At 32.6% G+C, this 23,572-nt stretch carries 15 protein-coding genes; 6 read left to right on the top strand and 9 right to left on the bottom strand.

Annotation, left to right across the window (positions count from 1 at the left end; all coding sequences use genetic code 11):
• The first annotated feature begins 55 nt into the window (after positions 1-55).
• Positions 56-2,899 carry an Npt1/Npt2 family nucleotide transporter gene (locus CXF54_RS02960; protein WP_101202384.1) on the top strand — a complete coding sequence of 948 codons (2,844 nt, stop codon included), beginning with the start codon at positions 56-58 and terminating at the stop codon, positions 2,897-2,899.
• Here the strand turns inward: CXF54_RS02960 and CXF54_RS02955 are convergent.
• On the bottom strand, positions 2,889-4,148 hold the full coding sequence (locus tag CXF54_RS02955; protein WP_101202383.1) for a serine hydrolase: 1,260 nt from the start codon (positions 4,146-4,148) through the stop codon (positions 2,889-2,891). The two genes, CXF54_RS02960 and CXF54_RS02955, sit on opposite strands and share 11 nt — an antisense overlap.
• Positions 4,149-7,055, bottom strand: a complete 2,907-nt coding sequence (locus CXF54_RS02950) for a PEP/pyruvate-binding domain-containing protein (RefSeq protein ID WP_101202382.1) — start codon at positions 7,053-7,055, stop codon at positions 4,149-4,151.
• A gap of 178 nt (positions 7,056-7,233) precedes the next feature.
• Between CXF54_RS02950 and CXF54_RS02945 the strand changes: the two genes are divergently transcribed.
• A complete protein-coding gene (locus tag CXF54_RS02945; protein WP_101202381.1) occupies positions 7,234-8,457 on the top strand; it encodes a multidrug effflux MFS transporter in 1,224 nt (407 codons plus the stop codon).
• Here CXF54_RS02945 and CXF54_RS02940 read toward each other — a convergent pair.
• Positions 8,447-9,079: a MarC family NAAT transporter gene (locus CXF54_RS02940; RefSeq protein WP_090838946.1), complete on the bottom strand. Its 633-nt coding sequence runs from the start codon at positions 9,077-9,079 to the stop codon at positions 8,447-8,449. The two genes, CXF54_RS02945 and CXF54_RS02940, sit on opposite strands and share 11 nt — an antisense overlap.
• Positions 9,080-9,354: 275 nt before the next feature.
• Between CXF54_RS02940 and CXF54_RS02935 the strand changes: the two genes are divergently transcribed.
• From CXF54_RS02935 to CXF54_RS02920, 4 genes are all read left to right on the top strand, one after another.
• The gene (locus CXF54_RS02935; RefSeq protein ID WP_101202380.1) at positions 9,355-10,869 is read left to right on the top strand and encodes a hypothetical protein; all 1,515 of its coding nucleotides are present in this window, start codon (positions 9,355-9,357) and stop codon (positions 10,867-10,869) included.
• A gap of 74 nt (positions 10,870-10,943) precedes the next feature.
• Positions 10,944-12,749 carry a cytochrome-c peroxidase gene (locus CXF54_RS02930; RefSeq protein ID WP_101202379.1) on the top strand — a complete coding sequence of 602 codons (1,806 nt, stop codon included), beginning with the start codon at positions 10,944-10,946 and terminating at the stop codon, positions 12,747-12,749.
• Between the two features lie 197 nt (positions 12,750-12,946).
• Positions 12,947-14,848 (top strand): DUF294 nucleotidyltransferase-like domain-containing protein, encoded by a 1,902-nt coding sequence (locus tag CXF54_RS02925; RefSeq protein WP_101202378.1) that lies wholly within the window; start codon positions 12,947-12,949, stop codon positions 14,846-14,848.
• Positions 14,848-15,483 (top strand): PolC-type DNA polymerase III, encoded by a 636-nt coding sequence (locus tag CXF54_RS02920; protein WP_101202377.1) that lies wholly within the window; start codon positions 14,848-14,850, stop codon positions 15,481-15,483. Before CXF54_RS02925 ends, CXF54_RS02920 begins: the two co-directional genes overlap by 1 nt.
• 73 nt (positions 15,484-15,556) lie before the next feature.
• Here the strand turns inward: CXF54_RS02920 and CXF54_RS02915 are convergent, their stop codons facing one another.
• From CXF54_RS02915 to acs, 6 genes are all read right to left on the bottom strand, one after another.
• Positions 15,557-16,321, bottom strand: coding sequence for an NYN domain-containing protein (locus CXF54_RS02915; protein WP_090838668.1), 765 nt, complete (start codon positions 16,319-16,321; stop codon positions 15,557-15,559).
• A gap of 724 nt (positions 16,322-17,045) precedes the next feature.
• Positions 17,046-17,711, bottom strand: coding sequence for a response regulator (locus CXF54_RS02910; RefSeq protein ID WP_101202376.1), 666 nt, complete (start codon positions 17,709-17,711; stop codon positions 17,046-17,048).
• 3 nt (positions 17,712-17,714) lie between these two features.
• Positions 17,715-19,340 carry an ATP-binding protein gene (locus CXF54_RS02905; protein WP_157823378.1) on the bottom strand — a complete coding sequence of 542 codons (1,626 nt, stop codon included), beginning with the start codon at positions 19,338-19,340 and terminating at the stop codon, positions 17,715-17,717.
• A gap of 88 nt (positions 19,341-19,428) precedes the next feature.
• Positions 19,429-20,166 (bottom strand): acyl-CoA desaturase, encoded by a 738-nt coding sequence (locus CXF54_RS02900; protein ID WP_090838675.1) that lies wholly within the window; start codon positions 20,164-20,166, stop codon positions 19,429-19,431.
• A gap of 60 nt (positions 20,167-20,226) precedes the next feature.
• Positions 20,227-20,799 carry a Crp/Fnr family transcriptional regulator gene (locus CXF54_RS02895; protein ID WP_101202374.1) on the bottom strand — a complete coding sequence of 191 codons (573 nt, stop codon included), beginning with the start codon at positions 20,797-20,799 and terminating at the stop codon, positions 20,227-20,229.
• 738 nt (positions 20,800-21,537) lie between these two features.
• Positions 21,538-23,445, bottom strand: coding sequence for an acetate--CoA ligase (acs, locus tag CXF54_RS02885; protein ID WP_101202372.1), 1,908 nt, complete (start codon positions 23,443-23,445; stop codon positions 21,538-21,540).
• Positions 23,446-23,572 lie beyond the last annotated feature (127 nt).

Below are 23,572 nucleotides of genomic sequence, written 5' to 3'. Positions count from 1 at the left end.
TAGTTTATACCTTACATTTGTAAACTATTAATCATTACGCATTAGACACAAAACATTGGACTTAACAAATTCGGTATTAAAACCTATAAAAACCATACTTTTAAAAGCATTTGATTTAAAGGAAGAAGAGCTTAAAAAGACCCTTCTATTACAATTAAATATTTTTATAATTATTACAACACTATTAATTGTAAAACCTACAATTAACTCGCTATTTTTATCAGAGTTAACATCAGATGCACTTCCGTTAGGCTATGTTTTAACTGCTATCATGGCAATTGTAGGCTCTTACTTTTATGACAAAGCCTTAGAAAAATACTCGTTAAATATTATAATAGACAAAACCATTATTGGTTCTGTAATATCGTTAATACTCTTTGGTGTTGGTTTAAACTTTAATTTAATTACTGGTTTTTTATTATACATTCCATACATCTGGGTGGCTATTTTTGGATTGCTTACCGCCTCACAATTTTGGATTTTAGCCAACCTAGTTTATAATATTAGAGAAGCCAAACGTGTGTTTGGTTTTATAGGTGCTGGCGCTATTGCTGGAGGTATCTTTGGTGGGTATTTAACGTCTTTACTAACTACTTTTATTGACTCTGTAAACTTGTTATTTATTGCAGCTTTACTACTTTGTATCTGTGTTTTTATTACACGATACATATGGAAAACCGAAATAGCAAAACTTAATACCTTTCAGCTCACTTTAAAAAGTAATGCTAAAGGAGAGTCGCCTTTAAAACTAATAAAACAATCAAAATTACTGAGTCTTATCGCTTTAGTTATAGGTTTAAGCGTACTTGTTGCCAAATTAGTAGATTACCAATATAGTGACTATGCGTCAAGACTTATTGATAACCAAGATGAACTGACCTCCTTTTTTGGATTTTGGTTTTCTACCTTAAGTGTTATTTCATTATTGGTACAACTATTTTTAACCAAGCGAATTGTTGGTACTTTTGGTGTTGGAAAAGCTTTATTATGGCTTCCAACCGGGATTTTAATTGGTTCAATAATTCTACTATTACTGCCACAATTATGGGTGATTGTATTTATTAAAATTGTGGACGGTAGTTTAAAACAATCCGTTAATAAAGCATCTACAGAGTTGTTATCAATCCCTATTCCTATAGAAATTAAAAAGAAAACAAAAACCTTTACAGATGTTGTTGTAGATAGTATCGCTACAGGTCTTGCTGGTTTTATTCTAATCTTTTTTATAAACGGTTTAAATATTTCTTCTACTTATATCAGTGTAATTATTATCATATTAATCGCTGTTTGGTTGGTTTTAATTTATTTCCTTAGAAAAGAATACATCATTGCTTTTAAAGATTTACTTGATAATTCTGGAATTAAAAAAGATAAGCATCATAAAGAGATTATAAAAGTAACATCAATTATAGATAGTGTTTTAAGAGTTTTAAATACAGGAAAAGAGAACCAAATTATTAATATGTTAGAAAGAACGTTAGACGTAAAAGACGAACGTTTTTTTAATAGTATTAAAAATCTTCTGAATCATGAATCGCCAAGGATAAAAACATTGGCTATAGATAATTTATATTTTCTAAAGTCTGAAAATCTATCGTCTCAAATTGAAACCATGGTTTACGATAAAGATCAAGATGTTACCACGTCAGCATTTAGATATCTATTAAAAAACTACAAGCAAAATACTATTGTTTTATTTGAAAAGTATATAAACAGTGATGATAACACCATTGCTAATGCTGCTCTAGTAGGATTATCTTTAGAATCTAGTCATAATCAATTACTCCAAAATAGATTTAACTTAGACTCAAAAATAAATGCTGCTTTAAGTAAATATTTAGAGTTAGCGGATCCTGAGTTAAAAACCAACAAGATTACAGCAATTCTAGAAAGTATAGGTAATGCTAAAATAAGTACTTATTATAATGTGCTAAAAACACAACTATTATCTAAAGATTTAGACATTTTAAAAACAGCGATAACTAGTGCTGCCAAGACCTTAGATTCTGAATTTATTGATGCTATTATTTCGCATTTATCGGTAAAAGAAACCAGACAGACTGCTGTAGATGCTTTGTTTTTTTACAAAGAACCTGTTATAGATGTACTCTATCAAAAGGTCATAAAAGAAACTATTGATTTTGAAGATGCAGCCTATGTTATTTTAGTAATCGAAAAATTTAAATCTCAAAAAGCAATAAACACGTTAATTCTTCTAACTAACGATACTGAGCATGCTGTTAAAATCGAGGCAATTGAAGCATTAAAACGTTTAAAATGGAAATATCCACACTTAAAAATCAAGGATCGATTTATAGTCGATAAAATTCTAGACGAATGTCAATTGTATCAAAACACCTTAGCGGTTATTCATACTCAAATTGTACTGCAGTATAAAAAGAAATCTGGTGTTACTGAGTCTAAAGACGAAACTGAAGCTAGAAATGGACTTATACACCTTTTAGAGCAGCGATTAGACAGACAATTACAACGTATATTTAGGTTTTTAGGAATTAAATACCCACCAAACGATGTGGATCCTATATTTAATACCATGATACACGGTCAGGAAGAACAACGCTTACATGCTATTGAGTTTTTAGATAATATTTTAAACAGTCAACTTAAAAAAGAATTAATTCCGGTAGCAGAATCAATGTTGTTAGATTCTAATTCTGAAGAAAAAATAAAAAAACTTAATCTTAAGGTTTTAAGTGAATTAGAATGCTATAATGAGTTACTAAAACGAAAAGATATTAAACTAAAATTTGCAGTATTATACCTTATTGAAAAGTCTAATACTGCAAATTATAAGCCTCTTTTAGAATTGGTTTTAATTAATGAAACTAATAAAAAAATCAGGACACAAACTGAAAACTTATTACGTCTTATTTCTTAATTAACTTATCAATATTGGCAGCTAAGTTCATATGGTCAGTTGCTGAGTTTTTGCCTAATACATTAGTCATCAAAACAACCATATACGTCGTTTTATCTGGATGCTCCACAATTGCAACAGAGTTCATAAAATTTTGAACATTACCCATATACTTGCCACAAACCTGTCCATTACTTCTATCACATTTATATAAACTACCTGATTTAAAATAGACCGCTGCCTCTTTTAAAGCTGGTGCTTGTGCATATCTAATACGTCTGTCCGTCATATACATCAAGCGTTTCATCTCTAAACTAGACTCAGCATCAATGACATTACCCTGTTCTAGTTGTACTAAAAATTTCATAACACCAAAAGGCGTTCCAATACTCCCGCCTTTATCTCCAACGTAAGTGTTTGCTCCTCTAGTAAAAAAACTCCCCAAACGCCATTCGTCTGCAGTAATCCCTAAATCACGTAATGGCAAATTAACAACGTCATTTCCTAGGTCAGTTAACACCTTTTTTTCTGTGGTTTTAAAATAGGTTAAAGCCTCTTCTTCTGTTAACTCAGGATATTTCTCTCCAAAAGCTTGCATTAATAATACTTCGCGCCAAACAATACTTGCTGCTCCGTTATTACTTACAGATAACATATGATCTGCCCATTCAAATAAAGTAAACGTATCACTAGCAATCACCTGGCGCTTAACTAGTTTTTTTGTTTCTATATTGTAAATTGGTATTGTGTGCTCATCCGTTAAACCCCAAACTCCAGCTTTAACCACTTTTGTTTTTAATAATTGAATACGTTTATCAAAATCATCAGGATAAATTTTAGATAACTGATTAAACAACCCAATCAAAACAGCTAATTTACCAACACTTCCTGGCTGATACCCTGAGGTTTCATTTCGGTGTGCGTATCTAATATTGTTTAAATCGGTAATATCCATTACAGTTAACGAGTAACTTTTATCCAAACCTCTAAAAAGGCTACTAATTTCCTTTTGAAAAGCGTCATTTTCCTTGAAAAAACAATGTAGACTATCGGATGCCTTTTCTTTTAGATTCAATTTAATATCTAAATACGATTTAAAAGCACCTTCTGGTAAGGTTTGTTTTTCAACAATTTCGCCACTTTTAATTAACTCTAAACGCTTTAAACGTTTAATGCCTGTATGCTCATAACCATCAATAGGATAAAAGGTTGCGGTTGTAAACGCAGAACAAATCAGTACTAAGACTAAAACAATTACTATTTTTTTCATTTATATCTTTTTTGAAAGTGCTATCACTTTATTATTATCAATTACTGGTGTTATGGATTGTAAATATGTAGAACTTAATGCCTTTTTATTTTCTACAAATGGTCTAATTTGAAACAACCATAATTTATTATCCTTAAACCCTAATTCTACATCATAAGCGCCTTGATAATCAGAATTAGTGGCTTGAGACATGGTTGCTCTAATTGTTTTAGCCAATGCTCTTATATCATTAATGTTTTGCGCATTTAATATTGGTTTATCAAAGGTTGATGACTTTTTAAATGTTCCGCCTGTAATTGGCAAACTATTGTAAAAACGCTCTCTTGATGGTGCTAAGAATTGTAATCCGCCATCGTCTTTTAATAAATACGTTTCTGAAGACTGTCCATCCACTGCACCTCCCGCGCCTCTACTAAAAGCTATAGTCAAGTCGTTATCATTACCAGAAGTTAATCCTTTAGTAATTAAAACACCCGAATAATCGACATCTACACTCGGAATTACCAATATCGAAGGAAAAACATTTTCTGGATTCAATAAATATTTTTGTCTCCATTTAAAACTACGTTCTGTGTACGGAGATGCCCAAACATCTTTAATCCCTTCTAATATTTTAGTTTTATCAACCACATTAAATAGGGTTAGATTTAAACCAGCACCTGTAAACTCTTTTAGGTCTTCCATATTAGTATCACTTCTTAAAAAGACTGGAATAGCACCTAAATCTTGACCTAAAACCGATTTAAAATCAGCTTCCATCTGATCAATAAAATCAGCTTTTAAAGGCATCTTTTTTATTGCTGCTCTTAATGTTTCTAATTGACGTAATTGGTAATGTTCAATCTCACCTTCTACAATCCCTTTGGCTTCCATTGCGGTAGCTTCCTTAAACATAGCTTCTAAAAACTGCCAATACGATTGATTTTGTTCTGGCATATCCTGATTCATGTGATCTCTAAATATCCCAAACGGAATAACTAATCCTTCCACAACTTGCTCCGGAAACATTTGTTTAAGCTGACCTAAATTGGCTGCTTTTGGTCCGCAAATCTTACCAGAATTACTAGCGTTTACATTTCGTAAATTAAGCACTTTAGATTCATTTAAAATAATAGATTCTACCGGTACTTCTATCTTTTCGCTTTTACGTTCTGTTTTTGTAAATAAGGCACGTTCTTCTGCAGACATGTCTTTTTCTGCCTTAATAATTACATTTCCATTATTAGACACTGCATAAAACACTTTTTGTCCATTAAAAGGTTTTAAATCATCTAAATTTTGATCAGACAACGCTGCATTTGGAATCCCTAGATTACGCGCTAATAATTGCACGTGAGACACCATGTTCCCTTCTGAAACCGTTGCAATACCCGCTATTGGTTTTAAATCTGCTGGTGGACGTTGGAAAATATAAATCTTATTTGAAGATACCTCAATAGCATCTGGTGATCCTGCAACAACAACAAGTTCTCCAAAAGCGTACCCTGGGTTTAAACCACGTACTGTGCTTTGGTTTGGTATGCTTAACACTTTATTAGTCAACGCTGATTCTTCAGCTATAAAATCACCCAATTCTCCTACCGCTTTACCTAAATGCAAAGCAATTGATCCTCTAATTTTATCATCTATAAAACCATAGGCTAAAGGTTCAAAAGCAGTATACGTATTTACTTCATTTTGATAATTAGCTTTAACCATCCCTGAACTCCATTCTACTAAACTTCTTCCATTTTGTAAAACAGACGTTAACTCGCCTAAAGTAGCTTCATTGGCTTTGTTAGCTGATAATGTTTGGTTTAAAGCGTCCCATTCATGTTGTTCAATATAACCGGTTGCAGCTGTTGCCATTCCTAAATAACACACCTTACTAACTAACTGCTCTACTGTTTCAGGTTGCCATAATGGTGCGTTTTTAAAGATAAGATCTTCAAGTACAATAGAAATATCTAATAGTTGTAAACGCGCAAGAGGTCTTTTTTCTTCAAGAAGACTTGCTCTTAAAATGGTTAATAATTCAGCTGTATTCTGAATTAAATCCGACGCATTATTAGAATGATTATTCTGAATGGCATAATTTTTAAAAGTTTCGCCAAACGTTGTTGACTTTATTATACTTGCTTTAGCTTGTAATGACAACAAATCTATCGGTTTAAAAAAAGTAGTCATAGTTGCCAATAATTCATCTAAAACCTTAATTTGGCTCGCACTTAACTTCTCTACATGCTTTACTTTAAAAGCTTTAACTTTTTCAATATCATTTATTTCTGGTTGTGCATGTATCTTAACGCGTAAATCCATAAATGAAGGATACAAATCAGATAACACTTTAGATTGACTACGCATTAATTGTGCAAGATTATCATCACCACTATGCGGAATGTCTTTTAAAGATTGCCTGATTAAAAAGTAATTTTCAACAAGTAATTTATCTTTAGATAATAACCACTTATAGAAATCAACCCCCCATGATTCCTCATCTTCCGACTGGATTGCACCTCTATAAAACTGACTTTTTTGATTAACCCAACCATTATCAACAGCTCTTAAATACTTATCAATTTGGTATTGTTTTAACCTAGAATTGTCATTATCTACATCTAAAAAAGCTTCATTTGTTGTGTTAGTTAAAATTTGCCCTAAATAAATATGGTTACTTTTTGCTAATTTTTCAACGTCATCTTTATAGCGCGCATGTTGATTCCCTGGTCCAATATTATCAGGACAAGGATCTTTAGGTTGACGTAAACTACCATCCGTACAAAACCAACGGATATCTTTATAAGGACCACGTAAATCATTCTTATAAATACTGATTTGCTCTTTTATCTTTTCTGGAGCAATTTGTTGCGCAATTATTTGTGTTGAAAACAACAAAAACACTAAGCAAAATAGAACATTATTTCTCATTGATAATCAAAGGTTTATTACAATATACAAGATAGTAATATAAATTTTATCACTAAAAATATTGTTTTGCAAAGTTGTTATAAAAGTTTGATAATAATCTAATTAATTGGGTCTATTTTAACACCTATTTCACACTAATTAAACCAAGGATAATTCTTTTTTATCCTACTTTTGCTGCATGCAAGAAAAACAGACTGTAAAACTAGAATTTATCATATTAATGGCTTCGCTAATGTCTATTGTAGCTTTAGCAATAGATGCAATTTTGCCTGCAATGTCAGCAATTGGTATCTCTATTAATAGTTTTGATACTGGAAATAATCAGTTACTAATTACCATGATATTTTTAGGATTAGGTTTTGGGCAATTATTATTTGGACCTTTATCCGATAGTTTTGGTCGAAAACCAATCGTATATATCGGTTTTGCTGTGTTTGCAGTAGGTAGTATTGTTTGTGTGCTTTCGCACAGTTTAGAAATGATGGTTGCTGGTCGTATCCTTCAAGGGATAGGTTTGGCAGCACCAAGAACTATTGCAATTGCTATTATTAGAGATATGTTTAAAGGTGATTATATGGCCAAAATCATGTCTTTTGTAACGACGTTTTTTATTTTAGTTCCTGTTATTGCGCCCGTAATGGGAAAATTTATATTAAACCATTATAATTGGACTGGTATATTTTATGTCCAATTAGTTATGGCATTTATAGTCAGCATTTGGTTTTGGAAAAGACAACCAGAAACCCTTAAACCTGAATACAAAATAAAGTTTAGTAGCCATGAGTTTATTGATGGTTTAAAAGAGTTAATAAAGTATAAAGAAACCATTGGATTTACTGTTATTTCTGGGTTTATCTCGGGTGCTTTTATTGTTTATTTAAGTGCGTCTCAAGTTATTTTTGAAAACCAATACGGTTTAATAGATGAGTTTCCATACATCTTTGCAGGATTGGCTTGTGGCGTCGGTTTATCAACCTTTTTAAACGGAAGCTTTGTGATGCGTTTAGGAATGTGGCGATTATCTTATTTAGCAATTATAGTATTTAGTGTCAATGCTTTATTATATGTGTTATTATTCTGGAATGCTGCTACAAATCCATCATTAACTGTAATACTATTGTTTATGGCTATTCAGTTTTTTACTATTGGTTTTATTTTTGGGAATTTAAGAGCCATTGCAATGGAGCCTATTGGTCATATTGCAGGTATTGGCGCTGCTATAACGGGATTTGTATCAACAATAATGGCGGTGCCAATTGCTAACTTTATTGGTAGTTATGTTAAAGATACAGCGCTACCATTATTTATTGGTTTTACCATATTTGGAACCTTATCACTAATGATATTTACTTACATCAAATCCACTAGAAAACGAAAAGCACGTCAGGAAGCTATCCTTTAATTAAAGTTAGTATATCTACAACCGAAGATATAATATACTCCACACCTATTGCTATTACTATAAAACCTATAATTCTGGACAGTGCATTTATACCGGATGCACCTAAAAACCGAACTATAAAATAAGCGCTTTTTAATATGATATATATCGCAAGTGTTGCCAAGAGAATTGCACCTACGATAATTAATATTTCAGAGGTTAGTACAAATTCTTGATTATAAGTTATTAATAAAGAGATGGTCCCTGGTCCCGCTAACATAGGTATAGCTAAGGGCGTTAAACTAATAGCATCACGCGTATGTATATCCTCCTGCACTTTTTTGCGCTTCATCCCTTTGTGCTCTCTAAACTTACCCGTTAACAAAGCAAATCCAGACGAGGTAATTATCAGCCCTCCTGCTATCTTCAAAGCATTTAGACTAATTCCAAAAAAAGACAATATATATTGACCTGCAAAAAACGAAAGTACTAAAATCACTAAAACATCTATTGCTGTCCAAAAAGCAGTGACAGACCGTTCTTTTTTGCTCAGTTCTTCTGTTAAACCTACAAATACTGGGACAGTTCCTAAGGGATTCATTATTGAAAATAAAGCACCAAATACGACTAAAAATAATTCCATTGTTTTTTCTGCAAATTCCGTGATTTTATAAAGTATAAAAGTTACCAAAGCATTAACTAATCTTAATTAAAACGTAAACACTAAAATCGTATCAAAAACAACATAACACTCATACTATCAGTATTTTAAACACACAAAAACAACACTTAACATAGTGTTTACATAGTAACATTGGCGTAAAGTTTTCTTAAAATTTCATTCATTTTAACGTAACATACAATTAGTCTCTTGACTGTAGTTTTGCTTAAAATTAACCACTAAAAATATTAATCAAAATGAAATTATTTAAACAACGTTTTTTTCAACTATGTATCCTAACAAGTCTTGGATTTGGACTTTTGGGTTGTGAAGGCGAAGATGGATTAGATGGAACAAACGGTCTAGACGGAATTAATGGTCAAGATGGACAAGATTACACACCGCCAGAAGGCTTATTCACTAACAAATCTGTATTAGATCCGTTGGTAAATATTAGCTCTAATTTTAGTAACGTAAATGCTTACTCATTAATTAGCTCAACAGATTATTTACCAAATGGATTCCGTTTAGTTGGTGCACAAGATGGTGCGGGTTTATTAAAAGATGGTAACGAATATATTTATGTTGTTAATGCAGAAGACGATTATAGTGTCTCTAGAATCAGATTTGACGAAAACATGAGACCTATTAAAGGAGAATGGTTATTAAACGCTGGAGTTGCAGATTTTGCAAGACAGTGCTCTGGAACAATGTGGGAAGCTGCAATACATGGTGGGTCTCAAGACTTCTTTTTATCTGCTTCAGAAAGTATCGCATACGATGTTAAAGCTATCGATCCTTGGATAGAAACGCCTACGCCTACTGCCGATTTTGGTTTGGATGCTTTAGGCGAATTCTCTTGGGAAAACGCAGTGCCATTACCTCAAAACTCATTTGCTGGTAAAACGGTAATTATTGGTGGAGACGACGATTCTAGTGGGTCTGAAGGTCAAGTCATCATGTACTTATCAGAAAATGGCGATGCAGATTTAACTAATGGTAAAATATATGTGTTGCGTTTAAAAGAAATTTCTGATGGCGCAAATGGTGTTCAAACAGTCACTGCGAATACAGTTTATAACGAAGGAAGCTTAGATTTTGGAATGACTTACGATGTTGAGTTTGTAGAAATCGAAAATGGTGCATCGATGACCAAAAACGAAATGGAAACAGCTTGTACTGGTGTCTTTGCTTCACAATTTATGCGTGTAGAAGATGTAGATTATCAAAAAGGTAGCGATGCCAATGGTAGAAACGTCTATTTTGCGGTAACTGGAAGAGGTCCTGGAGCAGGAACTTACAATGATTGGGGTACAGTTTACAAACTTAACTTAGATGCCACTAACCCTTTACAAGGTCAATTAACACAAGTGGTAAGTGGTAATACAGACACTAACAATCAAGACGGAAACTTATCTAGCTTACAAAGCCCAGATAATATTTGTGTGACAGAAAACTATATTTATATCCAGGAAGATCCTAACTCTTTTTCTAGAGGACATGCTGCTAGAATCTACCAAACAGATTTAGAAGGAAACAACCCAACTGCCGTTTTAGATTTAAAAATTGAAAGCAACTTATCCCCTACTGGAAGCACTTCTTTATCAGGAGAGTTTGGAGCATTAATTGATATTTCTGACAAAGTTGGTGTACCTGATACCTTTATCTTAAACCTACAACCACATTACTGGAAAAGTGACGAGTTTATATCAAATAACTTACCACACAATCAAGGTGGACAAATCGTTTTATTACAAGGATTACCTAGATAAGACAACGTCTTTTATTATTAATAATGAATCTCCGTTTTATAATGGAGATTCATTTTGTTTATTACAATCTTAACATGAAATCACACCATTCGTTTTTAATTATTCTAACATTACTATTAAGCATTTCTGCTTGTAAAACCGATAAAACCGAAACCATAGATGTCATTAATTGGAAGGTAGCTCAAAATTACTATATAGAAAATATAGACCTTGCTTCCAAATACTTAGATAGCTTAAAAGTCGAAGGTCTAAAGGGTAAAAACACAAAACACTACTTTACATTAGCAAGAGAAGCTTTTAAAAAAGCAGAGCCTTTTGCGTCATATTTAAATCCTGAAGTTGGACACAGAACTAATGGACCTGCGCTTCCTGTTTATAAAGAAGATACTGGTAAAATTTTAAAACCAATTGGTCTTCAAAAAATAGAAGAAAGCATTTATAACCAAGACACATCCATCACCGATTTTAATCAAGAAATTTATGTTACCCAAGGCTTATTTGCCATCCTAAAAGGAAATATGCAAAACAGAGCGTTAACACCACAACGCTTCTTTATAGCTACACACCAACAATTATTACGCATTGTAAGCTTAGGTATGTCGGCTTTTGATACACCTGTTAGCCATTTAGGTATAAAAGAGAGTGCTATTTCATTAAAAAGCCTACAAACCGTTTATAATAACACCATTAAATCCACTATTCTAAAAAAAGACAAAACCTTAGATGACACGTTTAATAATTCAATTTTAAAGGCTATTAATTACATCAAACAAAATCAAGATTTTGATAGTTTTGATAGGTTTACATTTACACGTGATTACCTGAATCCAATCACACGTCATTGGGTTTCTATCCGTAAAACAGCTGATATTTGGAAGCCTACCAATACAGAGCCTTTTAATTTTGATGCGCCCACTTTTTTTGAAAGCAACAGTTTCAACTTAAACTATTTTACAACAACCACAAACAGAAATCCTAGTGACAAACAAATCGCGTTAGGCGAAAAACTTTTTTTTGACACCCAACTTTCTGCTAATAACAGCATGGCTTGTGTCACTTGCCATAGTCCCGTGTTAGGATATGCAGATGCGTTGACTGTTAACTTAGACAATAACGGTAACAAGTTACAACGTAACACACCTACTTTAATAAACAGCGCCTTTCAAAAAAGCTTTTTTTGGGATGGTCGCTCAGAAACGATGATTGAACAAATTTCATCTGTATTTTTAAATGACAAAGAGTTTAATACTAATGTTCACACGTTTTCTGAAGCTATTCTGCAAGACACTACCTACATTAAATTATTTAAAGAAGCCTATGGACAAGTTCCAAAAAACAACACCAATGTTATAAAAGCACTATCTTCTTACATATCTACATTAAACGGTTTTGACTCTAAATTTGATAAAAATATTAGAGGAGAACTTGATAATTTTACAGATGAAGAAACCTTCGGTTATAACCTATTTATGGGAAAGGCTTTATGCGCTACATGCCATTTTATGCCACTAACTAGCGGAACTGTACCTCCTTTTTTTACTGAAACCGAAAAAGAAGTTATTGGTGTACCAAAAACAGCAAAAAATAATAAACTAGATGACGATTCTGGTTTCTATTATAAATATAAAGAAGACCTACATAAAGGTATGTTTAAAACACCAACTGTAAGAAACATAGCTATCACGGGACCATACATGCATAATGGCGTTTATAATACTTTAGAAGACGTTCTTAATTTTTACAACCTTGGTGGCGGTGGTGGATTAGGATTTGATTTAGAACACCAAACCCTTCCATTTGATAATTTAAACCTGACAGAAACGGAGCAACAAGCCATTATAGCTTACCTAGAAACTTTAACGGACGTTCCTGAGAATTAACACATTAAAACAACCAATATAAAAGCCGGTTATCTTTATTTGAAGTAGCCTATTACTTTAGGTTACTTCAAAATAATAGATATAAAATTATACTAAATAGCCTTCCTTTTAAAGAAAATAAAAAGTCAATCACAGACTTTAAAAAATTCATGATAATACTCAGCATTTTTCATATTAATTTTGCATAAATTAGTAAGATGAAGAACACCATTGCTGAACGTATTTTAGATTTCCTTAAAAACTTCCCTCCTTTTGACGCCTTAACTCATGATCAATTGTTTGCTATTGCGTCTCAAGTCAAAGTGTTATACCTAGAAAAGGATAGTTTTGTTTTTAGACAAAATGAAGAATTACATGATTCCTTTTACGTTGTAAAGGATGGTGCTGTTGGAGTATTTAGAGGCACAAAATTGGTGGACGAATGTGACGAAGGTGATATTTTTGGTTTACGCGCAGTAATCCGTAAAGACCACTACTTATTAGACGCTAAAACTATTGAAGAAAGTATATTGTATAGTATTTCTTCAAAATTATTAGAAGACATAATTATTAATAATCCCAAAGCAAATCAGTTTTTAATAGCCAGTTTTGCAACCAATACGCGTAACCCTTACAGTAATGAAGACAAAGGGACACTATTTGCTAACGAAGCCATTTTAAAACCCGAAACGTCTGCTTTTACAGAAGTACAATCTGCCAAATATTCTAAAAACCCAATAGTTTGTAATACACAAATTAGCATAAAAGAAGCCTCTTTAATTATGAGTCAGAATAAAGTCGGCTCCATAATTATTACAGAAGGCAAATTACCAATTGGTATAATTACAGATAAAGATTTACGCAATAAAATAGCCACTGGATTACATTCAATTACGGAAGACGTTGAAGCTATCATGTCTTCGCCCGTAATTACTTTTCCAGAAAACATATCTGTCGCAGAAGCACAAATTGCGATGCTAAAAAATGATATTTCGCATTTATGCATCACTAGAGATGGTACAATACATTCTGAATTAATTGGCATCTTATCAGAGCACGATATTATAGTAATACATGGTAACAACCCATCGGTTTTAATTAAAGAAATCAAACGTGCAACCACTGCAAAATCATTAAAATTTATCAGAGAAAAAGCTCAAGAACTGCTTAAAGGGTATCTTAAACAAAACATCCCTATAAGCTTTGTTTCCAAGATAATATCAGCAATAAACGACGCCATAACCAAACGTGTTATTGATTTGTCAATTGCAGAATTAGATAAACAACCACCGGTAGCTTTTGCTTGGCTAGCTATTGGAAGTCAAGGTAGAAAAGAACAATTATTATACACAGATCAAGACAATGCTTTGGTGTACGAAGATGGTATTGAAGAAACCAAAACCAAAGCCTATTTTTTAAAATTAGCAAAAGCAGTAAATGATAAATTAGCGATAGTCGGTTTTGAATTATGTCCTGCAAATATGATGGCTAGCAATCCCAAATGGTGCTTATCTGTATCGGACTGGCAATCACAATTCACTAATTGGATTACGCATCCTAACGAAGACAAAATGATGCTTTGCAACATCTTTTTTGACTACAATATCGTTTACGGAAAACCAAGTTTGGTTAGTCAAATGTCGGACAGCATCTTTCAGGCAATTGATAACTATACTATTTTCTTAAATTTTATGGGTCGCAATGCCTTAAAAAACCCACCACCTTTAAGCTTTTTTAGAAGTTTCTTGGTGGAAGATACAGGAGAACATAAAGATCAATTTGATATCAAATCTCGAGCAATAATGCCATTAGTAGACGCCGCCCGAGTTATTATTTTATCACATAATGTCAAAGATTTTAATAGTACTATTGCCCGCTACCAGAAGTTAATTGAACTAGAACCACAAAATAAAGAGTTGTATGAGTCTTGTATTTATGCTTTCAGAATATTATTACGTTTTAGAACAAAACAAGGCCTAAAACATGGTGATTCTGGACGTTATATAGATGTCAAAAATCTAAGTAAATCCAATAAACTAAAACTAAAAGGCTGTTTTAAACCTATCAAAGATATTCAAGAGCTATTAAACGTGCGTTTTAAACTGTCTCAAATCTTATAATGGGTTGGTTTAAGCGTCATATATATCCTGATTTTTATAACGCTTACGCGGAAACTTTTACACATCCAAACAACAGCTTAGACACCACTAGGTTTGTTGTTTTTGACACAGAAACTACGGGTTTACAGCCAAAAACAGATAAAATACTATCCATTGGTTGCGTTGCCATTACAAACGGTGCTATTGACGTCGCTGATAGTTTTGAACGTTACATAATCCAAACTCAATTTAACGCAGACACTGTAAAAATACATGGGATTTTAAAAACCGGAACAATCGTAAAAACAACGCAACACGAAGCTATCATTCAGTTTTTAGATTACATAAAAAATGCCGTTTTAGTAGCACATCATGCTGCTTTTGATGTCGCTATGATAAATCAAGCTTTAAAACAGATGGCGTTACCTAAGTTAAAAAACAAGGTTATTGATACCGGACAACTCTATAAAAAAACAAAGTACGTTAAAAATCAAAAACACTATAGCTTAGACGCATTATGCCATTTGTTTAATATTACTATGCATGACCGACATACAGCTTCTGGTGATGCTTATTTAACCGCTATTTTATTTCTTAAATTGTCCGCTTTACTTAAAACCAAAAAAAATCGCGAATTAAAATTACGCGATTTTTAAATTAACACGACACTTATCTCTATAGTGACAAGAGTCGTTGTATTATGTTTTAGATAATCATTTATTAGTTATACTATTTACGACTTTTAACTTTAGACTTGACCTCTTTTATTCTAACGTAAATTAATTTTGTACGCCCTTTTGACGCTTCTCTCCTTTCAATCTCAATTGCAGGAATCGATTTAATTAACGGTGTTAATTTTTGAAAGCCATAGTTTCTTGAGTCAAAATTAGGCTGTTTCTTCTGTAACAAACTTCCAACATCTCCTAAAAAAGCCCATCCATCATCATCTGCAACATCATCAATGGTAGAGGTTATAAATTTAATTTCTTTTGCAGTAATGGTATCGTAGTTATTTTTTGGTGTCGCAGACTTAGTGGTTGCTTCAGATGTTGTGTCTTCAGATAGATTTTTAAGTATTTCGATGTAAATAAACTTATCACAAGCCACTATAAAAGGATTTGGTGTCTTCTTTTCTCCAATCCCATATACTTTCATGCCAGCTTCACGTAAACGCGTTGCAAGACGCGTAAAATCGCTATCACTAGACACTAAACAAAAACCATCTACCTTTTGAGAATATAATATATCCATAGCATCGATAATCATAGCAGAATCCGTCGCATTCTTACCTGTGGTATAACCGTACTGTTGTATTGGCGTTATTGCATTTTCTAACAATAAACTTTTCCACTTGTTAAGATTTGGCTTGGTCCAATCGCCATAAATACGTTTTATAGTAGGGTTACCGTATTTAGCAATCTCTTCCATCATTTCTTTTACGTAAGCGGATGGTATATTGTCTCCATCAATAAGTACTGCTAATTTTATATCCATAGTTTTAAGCGTTTTAATTCTTTTTAAATTGATATCCTTTTACAACACTAAAGATATAGTGTTTAAAGGAAAAAACCACTCTAAATTAGAGTGGTTTTTGTTATTCTATAATTAAGCTATTATTTACGAGCCGCCTTTTTAGCTAATTTTGCTGCTTTTTTTTCTTTAGGTGTTAATGTTGCTTCTTTTTTTACATTCTTCTTTGAATCTTGAGACTTAGCCATGACTTTATGTTTTATAAATTAATTTTACAATTGTGATTTAAATGTAGTGAAAATGATAATACAAACACGGTAATAATCATTTTATTAGATTAATCATAAAATTAGAAAGACAGAGAAACACCACATAAAGCGGTTCGTTTTTTAAATTATAGTCCTAAAAAAAAGCCTTACTGGTTATTACGTAAGGCTTTAAAATAAATGAACAACATTGATTAATAGCTATTTTATCTCTATTAACTCAATCCTTTTATTAGTAAGTTATCTATAGTTTAGAGTAGTACTAAAAGGATTCCTATCAAGATTTTAATCAAAGTCTGCTCAAAAATAAAACGATTAAAACGGTATTCTTTACGGAAAACCGCAAACCATAAAAAAAGAGGCAAACATTACTGTCGGCCTCTAATTTTCCCTTTTAAAAAAATTACTAACTAATAACATGCAATTTTAAGCATTCTCTTAGTTTGTATTTTACGGTTTCCCGTAAACAGGTGTTTTTATTTTTAAATTAGTCCTAAATCCTTGACAATAGCCACTAAATGAATAGCATTATTTGCCTTAAACTGTATTCTAAGTTTATTTAAACGCTTTTCTATAGAACTTAAACTGTTTGGAGATATGTTTTTAGATTTTAAATGAGTGCCTATCTGTTCTTGAGATAATCCTAGAGATAGCAGACGTATCAGTTCTACATCGTAATCGTCTATTTCTAAATTAGATTTTGGACTTAACGCACGCTCCACCTGAGGAGATAAATAGCTGTGATTGTCATATACAGACGTAATAGCTTTACCTAGCTCGATCAAACCGCGTCTACCTTTACAAACATAGCCGTTAGCATTGTAGTTATTTATTAACGTTCTGACGCGCTGTAAGCGGTCTTCTACGGAATATACTATGATTTTTAACTCTGGATATTCTTGCTTCAGCGCTTTTACTAATGCTTCACCAGAACTATATATTTGATCCCTATGATCTGACACAAAGGATAAATCTGTAATTAGTAAATCAAAAGGCTCCTGATCCATGCTAGCCTTCTTAATTTTAAGATACGCATCGTCACAATACTGGACTTGATGGACGTTTTTAATTGCTAAACTATCTAATACCGTTACTACACCTTGATTAATACTTCCTAAATCATCAGAAATCAATACTTTTTCAAACATACGCTACACAATAAAAAAGGCTTTAAAGCCTTGGTTAATATCTGAGTCAAATGTAATTGTTCCATTTATGCTTTGAATACGGTTTTCCGCATTTTGCAAACCATTTTGTTTTTTTTCTGCGCTTCCAACGCCATTATCCTTATAATTTACTTCTATTTTTTTATTTTTTTTATTGAACACCAAAACGACGATGGATGCTTGACTGTGCTTCTTCATATTAGTCATCAATTCTTGTAACACCCTATAAATAGTTGTTTTTTTGATTTCAGAAACTGTTTTCCAATCTATTTTAGAGATGTCTTTGGTGATGATATTAACAGATTCACTCTTATAGCTTTGTAATAAATCTATCAGTAAATCTTCAAAATCTTGGTTTACATCAATTGTACTATTTTCTCTAGAAATATCTCTAGTTTTTATATAAATATGCTCTAAATCGTCTAAAACAACTTCTTTTTCTATAGTTTGACCTTGTAGTTTTGTCATTACTTGATATACATCATTAGCAACCTCATCATGGACTTTTTTGGAAATCCGAGTTTCAGTAGCATACACTTCTTGTAGCTTTTCTTTTTTATGCTTTGATTGTAATATAAAAAAGAGAGAAATAGCAACAACTAATATTAACAGTGCTATAAATTGAAACTGCTGCTTTTTGGTCTTTTCTACTTGCGACTTTAACTCACTTTGACCAACATTGTACTTTAACAATGCAAACTTGTTTTGGTTATGCTGCTTAACTAACTCCAAACTATCATTCCATTTAAAATACTGATTAGACAACTCATAATCCCCTAATTGTAATCTTAGTTTTATTGCATCTAACTTATAAGACAAACTATTAACCTGATTTGCGACATTATATGCTTTGAGCGCAAAAACCTTAGCTTGTGCAGTATCTTTATGTGCTAAATAATATTTAGAAAAACTTTTATAACTTGGGTATAAGCTTAACGTACTTTTAGAAGCCTCTCTAAGTGCTAAGGCTTGACTTAATGTGTTAAAAGCACTCTCTTTATTCAGCTTAAGCTGAACTAAACCTAAATTATCTAGTAGTCTAGCTTTTTCAATAGGACTTTCAACACGATTAAACATATTTAATGTATTAGATAACAACTGTTCTGCAGCTACAAAATCTGTTTTATCTTTTAATATATTAGAGATATTATTGTAGACAATTAAACTATCCAATGCACTTGTAGTCAATGCTAAAGCTTGATTATACTTATCATAAGCCAAAGTATACATGTTTTTTTCTTTGTAAACTTTTCCTAAATGATTGTAAAGCGATCGCCTAAGTGTGTTATTATATGTTGTTTTTTTTATCTGATCTAAAATAGATAATGCCTCTACAGCATTTGCTTCGCTTGTATTATAAAACCCAAATTTATAGTCTATTTTAGATAATTGAAAAAGATTATAAACGACTTGTACTTTGTGCTTGTTTTTTAAAGCATTCAATTTATTATTTTGAAAAAATTGATAAGCTTTTTCTAAGTCATTACTAGTATTTACTTGACTTATTTTAGTCACATAATAAGCTATGCTATCTGTTTTTTGTTGTGCAAACCCTTTGTTTACAACAAATAAGAACACAAAAAAGAGGAATGAATATTTTATAAATTTCATTCCTCTAAAATAGCAACTAATTTTTAGTTAGTTTAAACTGTTTGACAAAAAATATAGTGTTTATTTTAAATCATTTAAGACCAAGAGTCTAGACGTTTACTGTTTTCTTGATTTTAATAATATGTAGTTTATCTAAAACCACCATTATTAAATAAGTAAAATCAATTTCAAACCAACGTACACCAAAATTAGCGCGTCCACTATGCGAGTGGTGGTTGTTATGATAGCCTTCTCCCATCATTAAAATATCTATTGGTAATAAGTTTTTTGAAGTATCGCTAACTTTAAAGTTACGGTATCCGTAAATATGAGCAAACCAGTTAATAATAACACCATGGATTGGAGCCATAAAAAAGGCTACAGGTAAAAATAACCATTGCCACCAAGCAGTTGCAAAAACAATAAAAAACACAATATAAGCTGTAGCCCAAGATAATCTTGAAATTCTAGAGCTCGCTATTTTGTCAAACGCTTTCCATTGTGGTACGTTTTTAGTAAACTTATCTGCTACTGCAATACGTTTTTTATTAATATCCTGATAAATATTTTTAGTACGCCACATCATAGTAAATAAGTTACTATCGTATTTAGGTGAGTGTGGGTCTTTCTCTGTATCCGCATAGGCATGGTGCATCCTGTGCATTACTCCATATCCATAGGCGCTTAAATAATTAGATCCCTGAAATACCCATGTTAGCACAAAGCAAACGCGCTCTGTAAATTTAGACATTGTAAACGTTTGGTGTGCTGCGTATCTGTGTAAAAAGAAGGTTTGAAAGAACAAACCTGTATACCATAAAATGATAATAAATATAATAATAGTCATAGTCCTTGCTTTAATTTTGCAAAGGTCTATAATAATAGGTTGAATAAAAATGAACCTAAGTTAAGAAATACGTTTCCTTATTCTGCTTAACGCTTGTGGTGTAACCCCAATGTAAGATGCTACATACTTTAACGGAATCTCTTTTATTAAGTTAGGACGTTCTGTAAACAAATTAAGATAACGCTCTTCTGCAGATTCGTTTAACAGGGATTGCTCACGTTTTGATTTGATTAAAAATAAGCGTTCTGAGGATAAACGTCCAATAACATTACCTGCAAAACTTTTCTCATACACTTCTTGTAAATCTTCATGAGAGATACTCCACATTGTAATGTCCGATAACGCTTGTAACTGATAAAGTGATGGTTTTCTTGTTAAAAAAGAATCATAAGCACTGACAAATTCGTTTTTGAAACAAAATCCAAAGGTTAAATCTTTTTCTTCATCTTCCTTCGGAATTAAAAAGCGTGCGATACCTTCCTCAATAAACGAGATATAGTTTTCAGTCTCTCCTACCCCAAGAATAGTCGTTTTCTTTTTAAACGTTCTGACTTTTAATTTAGAAGAAAATAACTGCCAATCTGCATCAGAAACGGCAACTGTTTTTTCTATATACTCTCTAATGTTTATCATATTTGCTTGTCACTGCAAATATCGCTATATAATTTAAGAGTTATATTAAAATTGACTTAAATACCATCGTAGTTTGATTATATATGATCGATATCATAATTAAACACATTACTTCTGAGTTTTTAGGTAACTAATAGTGGTAAAACCCTTCCGAATCCATGCTTTTTAGAAAGCATGAATCCACCTTCCCTGAAAAAAGGGAAGGAATACTTACTATTGTGAGCATATTGAGGTTTGATTACTCTTATGTCAAACCCTTCCGAATACCTACTGTTGTGGTTAAATTAAAATAATATTTAGAAAATACAACAAAAAGAGACTCGCAAGAACAGTCGAGTAAAATTCTCCTCCTATTTTTTAAGGAGGAGAATGAATTTAAAATTCCCGTAAAAAGGAATTTTAAAGAAAGAGGTGGTTGTTTTTACTACCAAGAAAACCCTTCCGAATCCATGCTTTTTAGAAAGCATGAATCCACCTTCCCTGAAAAAAAGGGAAGGAATACTTACTGTTGTGGGCTTACTTAACTCTAAACTCTTTTTTAAATTATAAAAAAAAACGCAACCTTTTTGAGGTTGCGTTTTTTGCATTAGGGATAGTAGTGGCATCCTTTTGCCTTTTAGCAAAAGATATAACGGATAGCCCGACACTTTGTAGCTTAAGCGGAAAAGTGTAATGCCCAAATAATAGTTTTACATGTCATTATTCAAGATTGCTTCGTCGTGCCTTCTCGAAATGACATTACAATACATTATCCATAATATCTTGCACACATTCTGGATTTAGTAATGTACTTGTATCCCCCAGATTATCGGTTTCATTACTAGCAATTTTACGTAAAATACGTCGCATAATTTTTCCGCTTCGTGTTTTAGGTAATCCGTTTGTGAATTGAATTTTATCTAACTTAGCGATAGGTCCTATTTGCTCTGTAATAATTTGATTTATTTCTTTACGCAGGTTGACATGATCTCTACTTTCTCCTGTTTCTTTAAGCGTTACGTAACCATACAATGCGTTTCCTTTAATATCGTGCGGGAAGCCTACAATTGCACTTTCGGATACCGCTGGATGCTCGTTAATAGCATCTTCGATTGGTGCAGTTCCTAAATTATGTCCCGATACGATAATCACATCATCTACACGACCTGTAATACGATAATACCCAACCTCATCACGTAATGCTCCATCTCCTGTAAAATACATATTATCATAAGCCGAGAAATACGTGTCTTTATAGCGTTGGTGATTCCCCCAAATGGTTCTAGCTATACTTGGCCAAGGGAATTTTATACATAAACGCCCATCCACTTGATTCCCTTTAATTTCTTGTCCATGCTCATCCATTAATGCTGGTTGAATCCCGATAAAAGGTAAGGTTGCGTAGGTTGGTTTGGTTGGAGTAGCAAATGCAATTGGTGTAATCATGATACCTCCAGTTTCGGTTTGCCACCAAGTATCTACAATTGGTGCTTTTTTCTTACCAACATTGTCATCATACCAGTGCCAAGCTTCCTCGTTTATAGGTTCTCCTACGGTACCTAAGACTTTTAGAGACGATAAATCGTGTTTTTCTAGATGCTCTACTCCTTCTTTTGCGAGTGCTCTAATTGCGGTTGGCGCTGTATAAAACTGACTTACTTTATGTTTTTCTACAATCTCCCAGAAACGTCCAAAATCGGGATAACTTGGCACCCCTTCAAACATAACGGTTGTTGCTCCATTACATAATGGTCCATAAACAATATAACTGTGTCCTGTAATCCAACCTATATCTGCCGTACACCAATACACATCTTCCTCTCTGTATTGAAATACATTTTTAAACGTATACGCAGTATATACCATATATCCTGCTGTGGTATGTACCATTCCTTTTGGTTTTCCGGTAGATCCTGAGGTGTATAAAATAAATAATGGATCTTCTGCATCCATAATTTCTGGATCACAATCGTGATAGGCTTCATCCAATAGCGGTTGTAACCATTGGTCACGACCTTCTTGCATGTTTATATCTGAATTGATACGTTTTGCTACCAATACTGTTTTTACATCTGGACAGTCCTCTAAAGCTTCGTCTACAATCCCTTTTAAGTCGATTGTTTTTGCGCCACGATAAGACCCATCTGATGTGATTACCATTTTACAATCACTATCATTAATTCTGGTTGCTAATGCTGTTGAAGAAAACCCTGCAAAAACTACAGAGTGTATCGCACCTATACGGGCACATGCTAAAACAGAGACTGCTAATTCTGGAATCATTGGTAAGTAAATACAAACACGATCGCCTTTACCTACTCCATTTTCTTTAAGTACGTTGGCGAATCTACAAACACGCTCATGTAATTCTCTATATGTAATATGAAGCGCTTTTTCTTTTGGACTGTTAGGCTCAAAAATAATTGCTGTTTTATCTCCTCTTGTATATAAATGCCTATCCAAACAGTTTTCTGTAATGTTTAATTTAGCGCCTTCAAACCATTTAACTTCAGGCTTAGAAAAATCCCAACTTAAAACGTTGTCCCATTTTTTACGCCACATAAAATGCTCTTCTGCGATTTCTTCCCAAAAGCTTTCTGGGTTTCTGACGGATTTACGATAAACTTGGTAGTACTCTTCTAAATGTTTTATGTGATAATTACTCATAATTAGTTTAATTTATTAAACACGTTGATTGTGTTTAGTGGGATATTTATATTATTAATTTAGTTTTTATTTCTAGACACTTCGACTCCGCTCAGTGTGATAAATAGTTTTTTATATTTATAGATCT

The sequence above is a fragment of the Olleya sp. 1-3 genome, assembly GCF_002836085.1.
GTDB classification, from domain to species: Bacteria; Bacteroidota; Bacteroidia; order Flavobacteriales; family Flavobacteriaceae; genus Olleya; species Olleya namhaensis.
The sequence above is the reverse complement of the archived record's forward strand: the minus strand, read 5'-3'. Positions and strand labels throughout refer to the sequence as shown.

Excerpts from the sequence above, each read along its gene's own strand:
- CXF54_RS02955 (WP_101202383.1), bottom strand. The coding sequence starts at position 4,148 with ATGAAAAAAATAGTAATTGTTTTAGTCTTAGTACTGATTTGTTCTGCG.
- CXF54_RS02950 (WP_101202382.1), bottom strand. The coding sequence starts at position 7,055 with ATGAGAAATAATGTTCTATTTTGCTTAGTGTTTTTGTTGTTTTCAACA.
- CXF54_RS02945 (WP_101202381.1), top strand. The coding sequence starts at position 7,234 with ATGCAAGAAAAACAGACTGTAAAACTAGAATTTATCATATTAATGGCT.
- CXF54_RS02940 (WP_090838946.1), bottom strand. The coding sequence starts at position 9,079 with ATGGAATTATTTTTAGTCGTATTTGGTGCTTTATTTTCAATAATGAAT.
- CXF54_RS02935 (WP_101202380.1), top strand. The coding sequence starts at position 9,355 with ATGAAATTATTTAAACAACGTTTTTTTCAACTATGTATCCTAACAAGT.
- CXF54_RS02930 (WP_101202379.1), top strand. The coding sequence starts at position 10,944 with ATGAAATCACACCATTCGTTTTTAATTATTCTAACATTACTATTAAGC.
- CXF54_RS02925 (WP_101202378.1), top strand. The coding sequence starts at position 12,947 with ATGAAGAACACCATTGCTGAACGTATTTTAGATTTCCTTAAAAACTTC.
- CXF54_RS02920 (WP_101202377.1), top strand. The coding sequence starts at position 14,848 with ATGGGTTGGTTTAAGCGTCATATATATCCTGATTTTTATAACGCTTAC.
- CXF54_RS02915 (WP_090838668.1), bottom strand. The coding sequence starts at position 16,321 with ATGGATATAAAATTAGCAGTACTTATTGATGGAGACAATATACCATCC.
- CXF54_RS02910 (WP_101202376.1), bottom strand. The coding sequence starts at position 17,711 with ATGTTTGAAAAAGTATTGATTTCTGATGATTTAGGAAGTATTAATCAA.
- CXF54_RS02905 (WP_157823378.1), bottom strand. The coding sequence starts at position 19,340 with ATGAAATTTATAAAATATTCATTCCTCTTTTTTGTGTTCTTATTTGTT.
- CXF54_RS02900 (WP_090838675.1), bottom strand. The coding sequence starts at position 20,166 with ATGACTATTATTATATTTATTATCATTTTATGGTATACAGGTTTGTTC.
- CXF54_RS02895 (WP_101202374.1), bottom strand. The coding sequence starts at position 20,799 with ATGATAAACATTAGAGAGTATATAGAAAAAACAGTTGCCGTTTCTGAT.
- acs (WP_101202372.1), bottom strand. The coding sequence starts at position 23,445 with ATGAGTAATTATCACATAAAACATTTAGAAGAGTACTACCAAGTTTAT.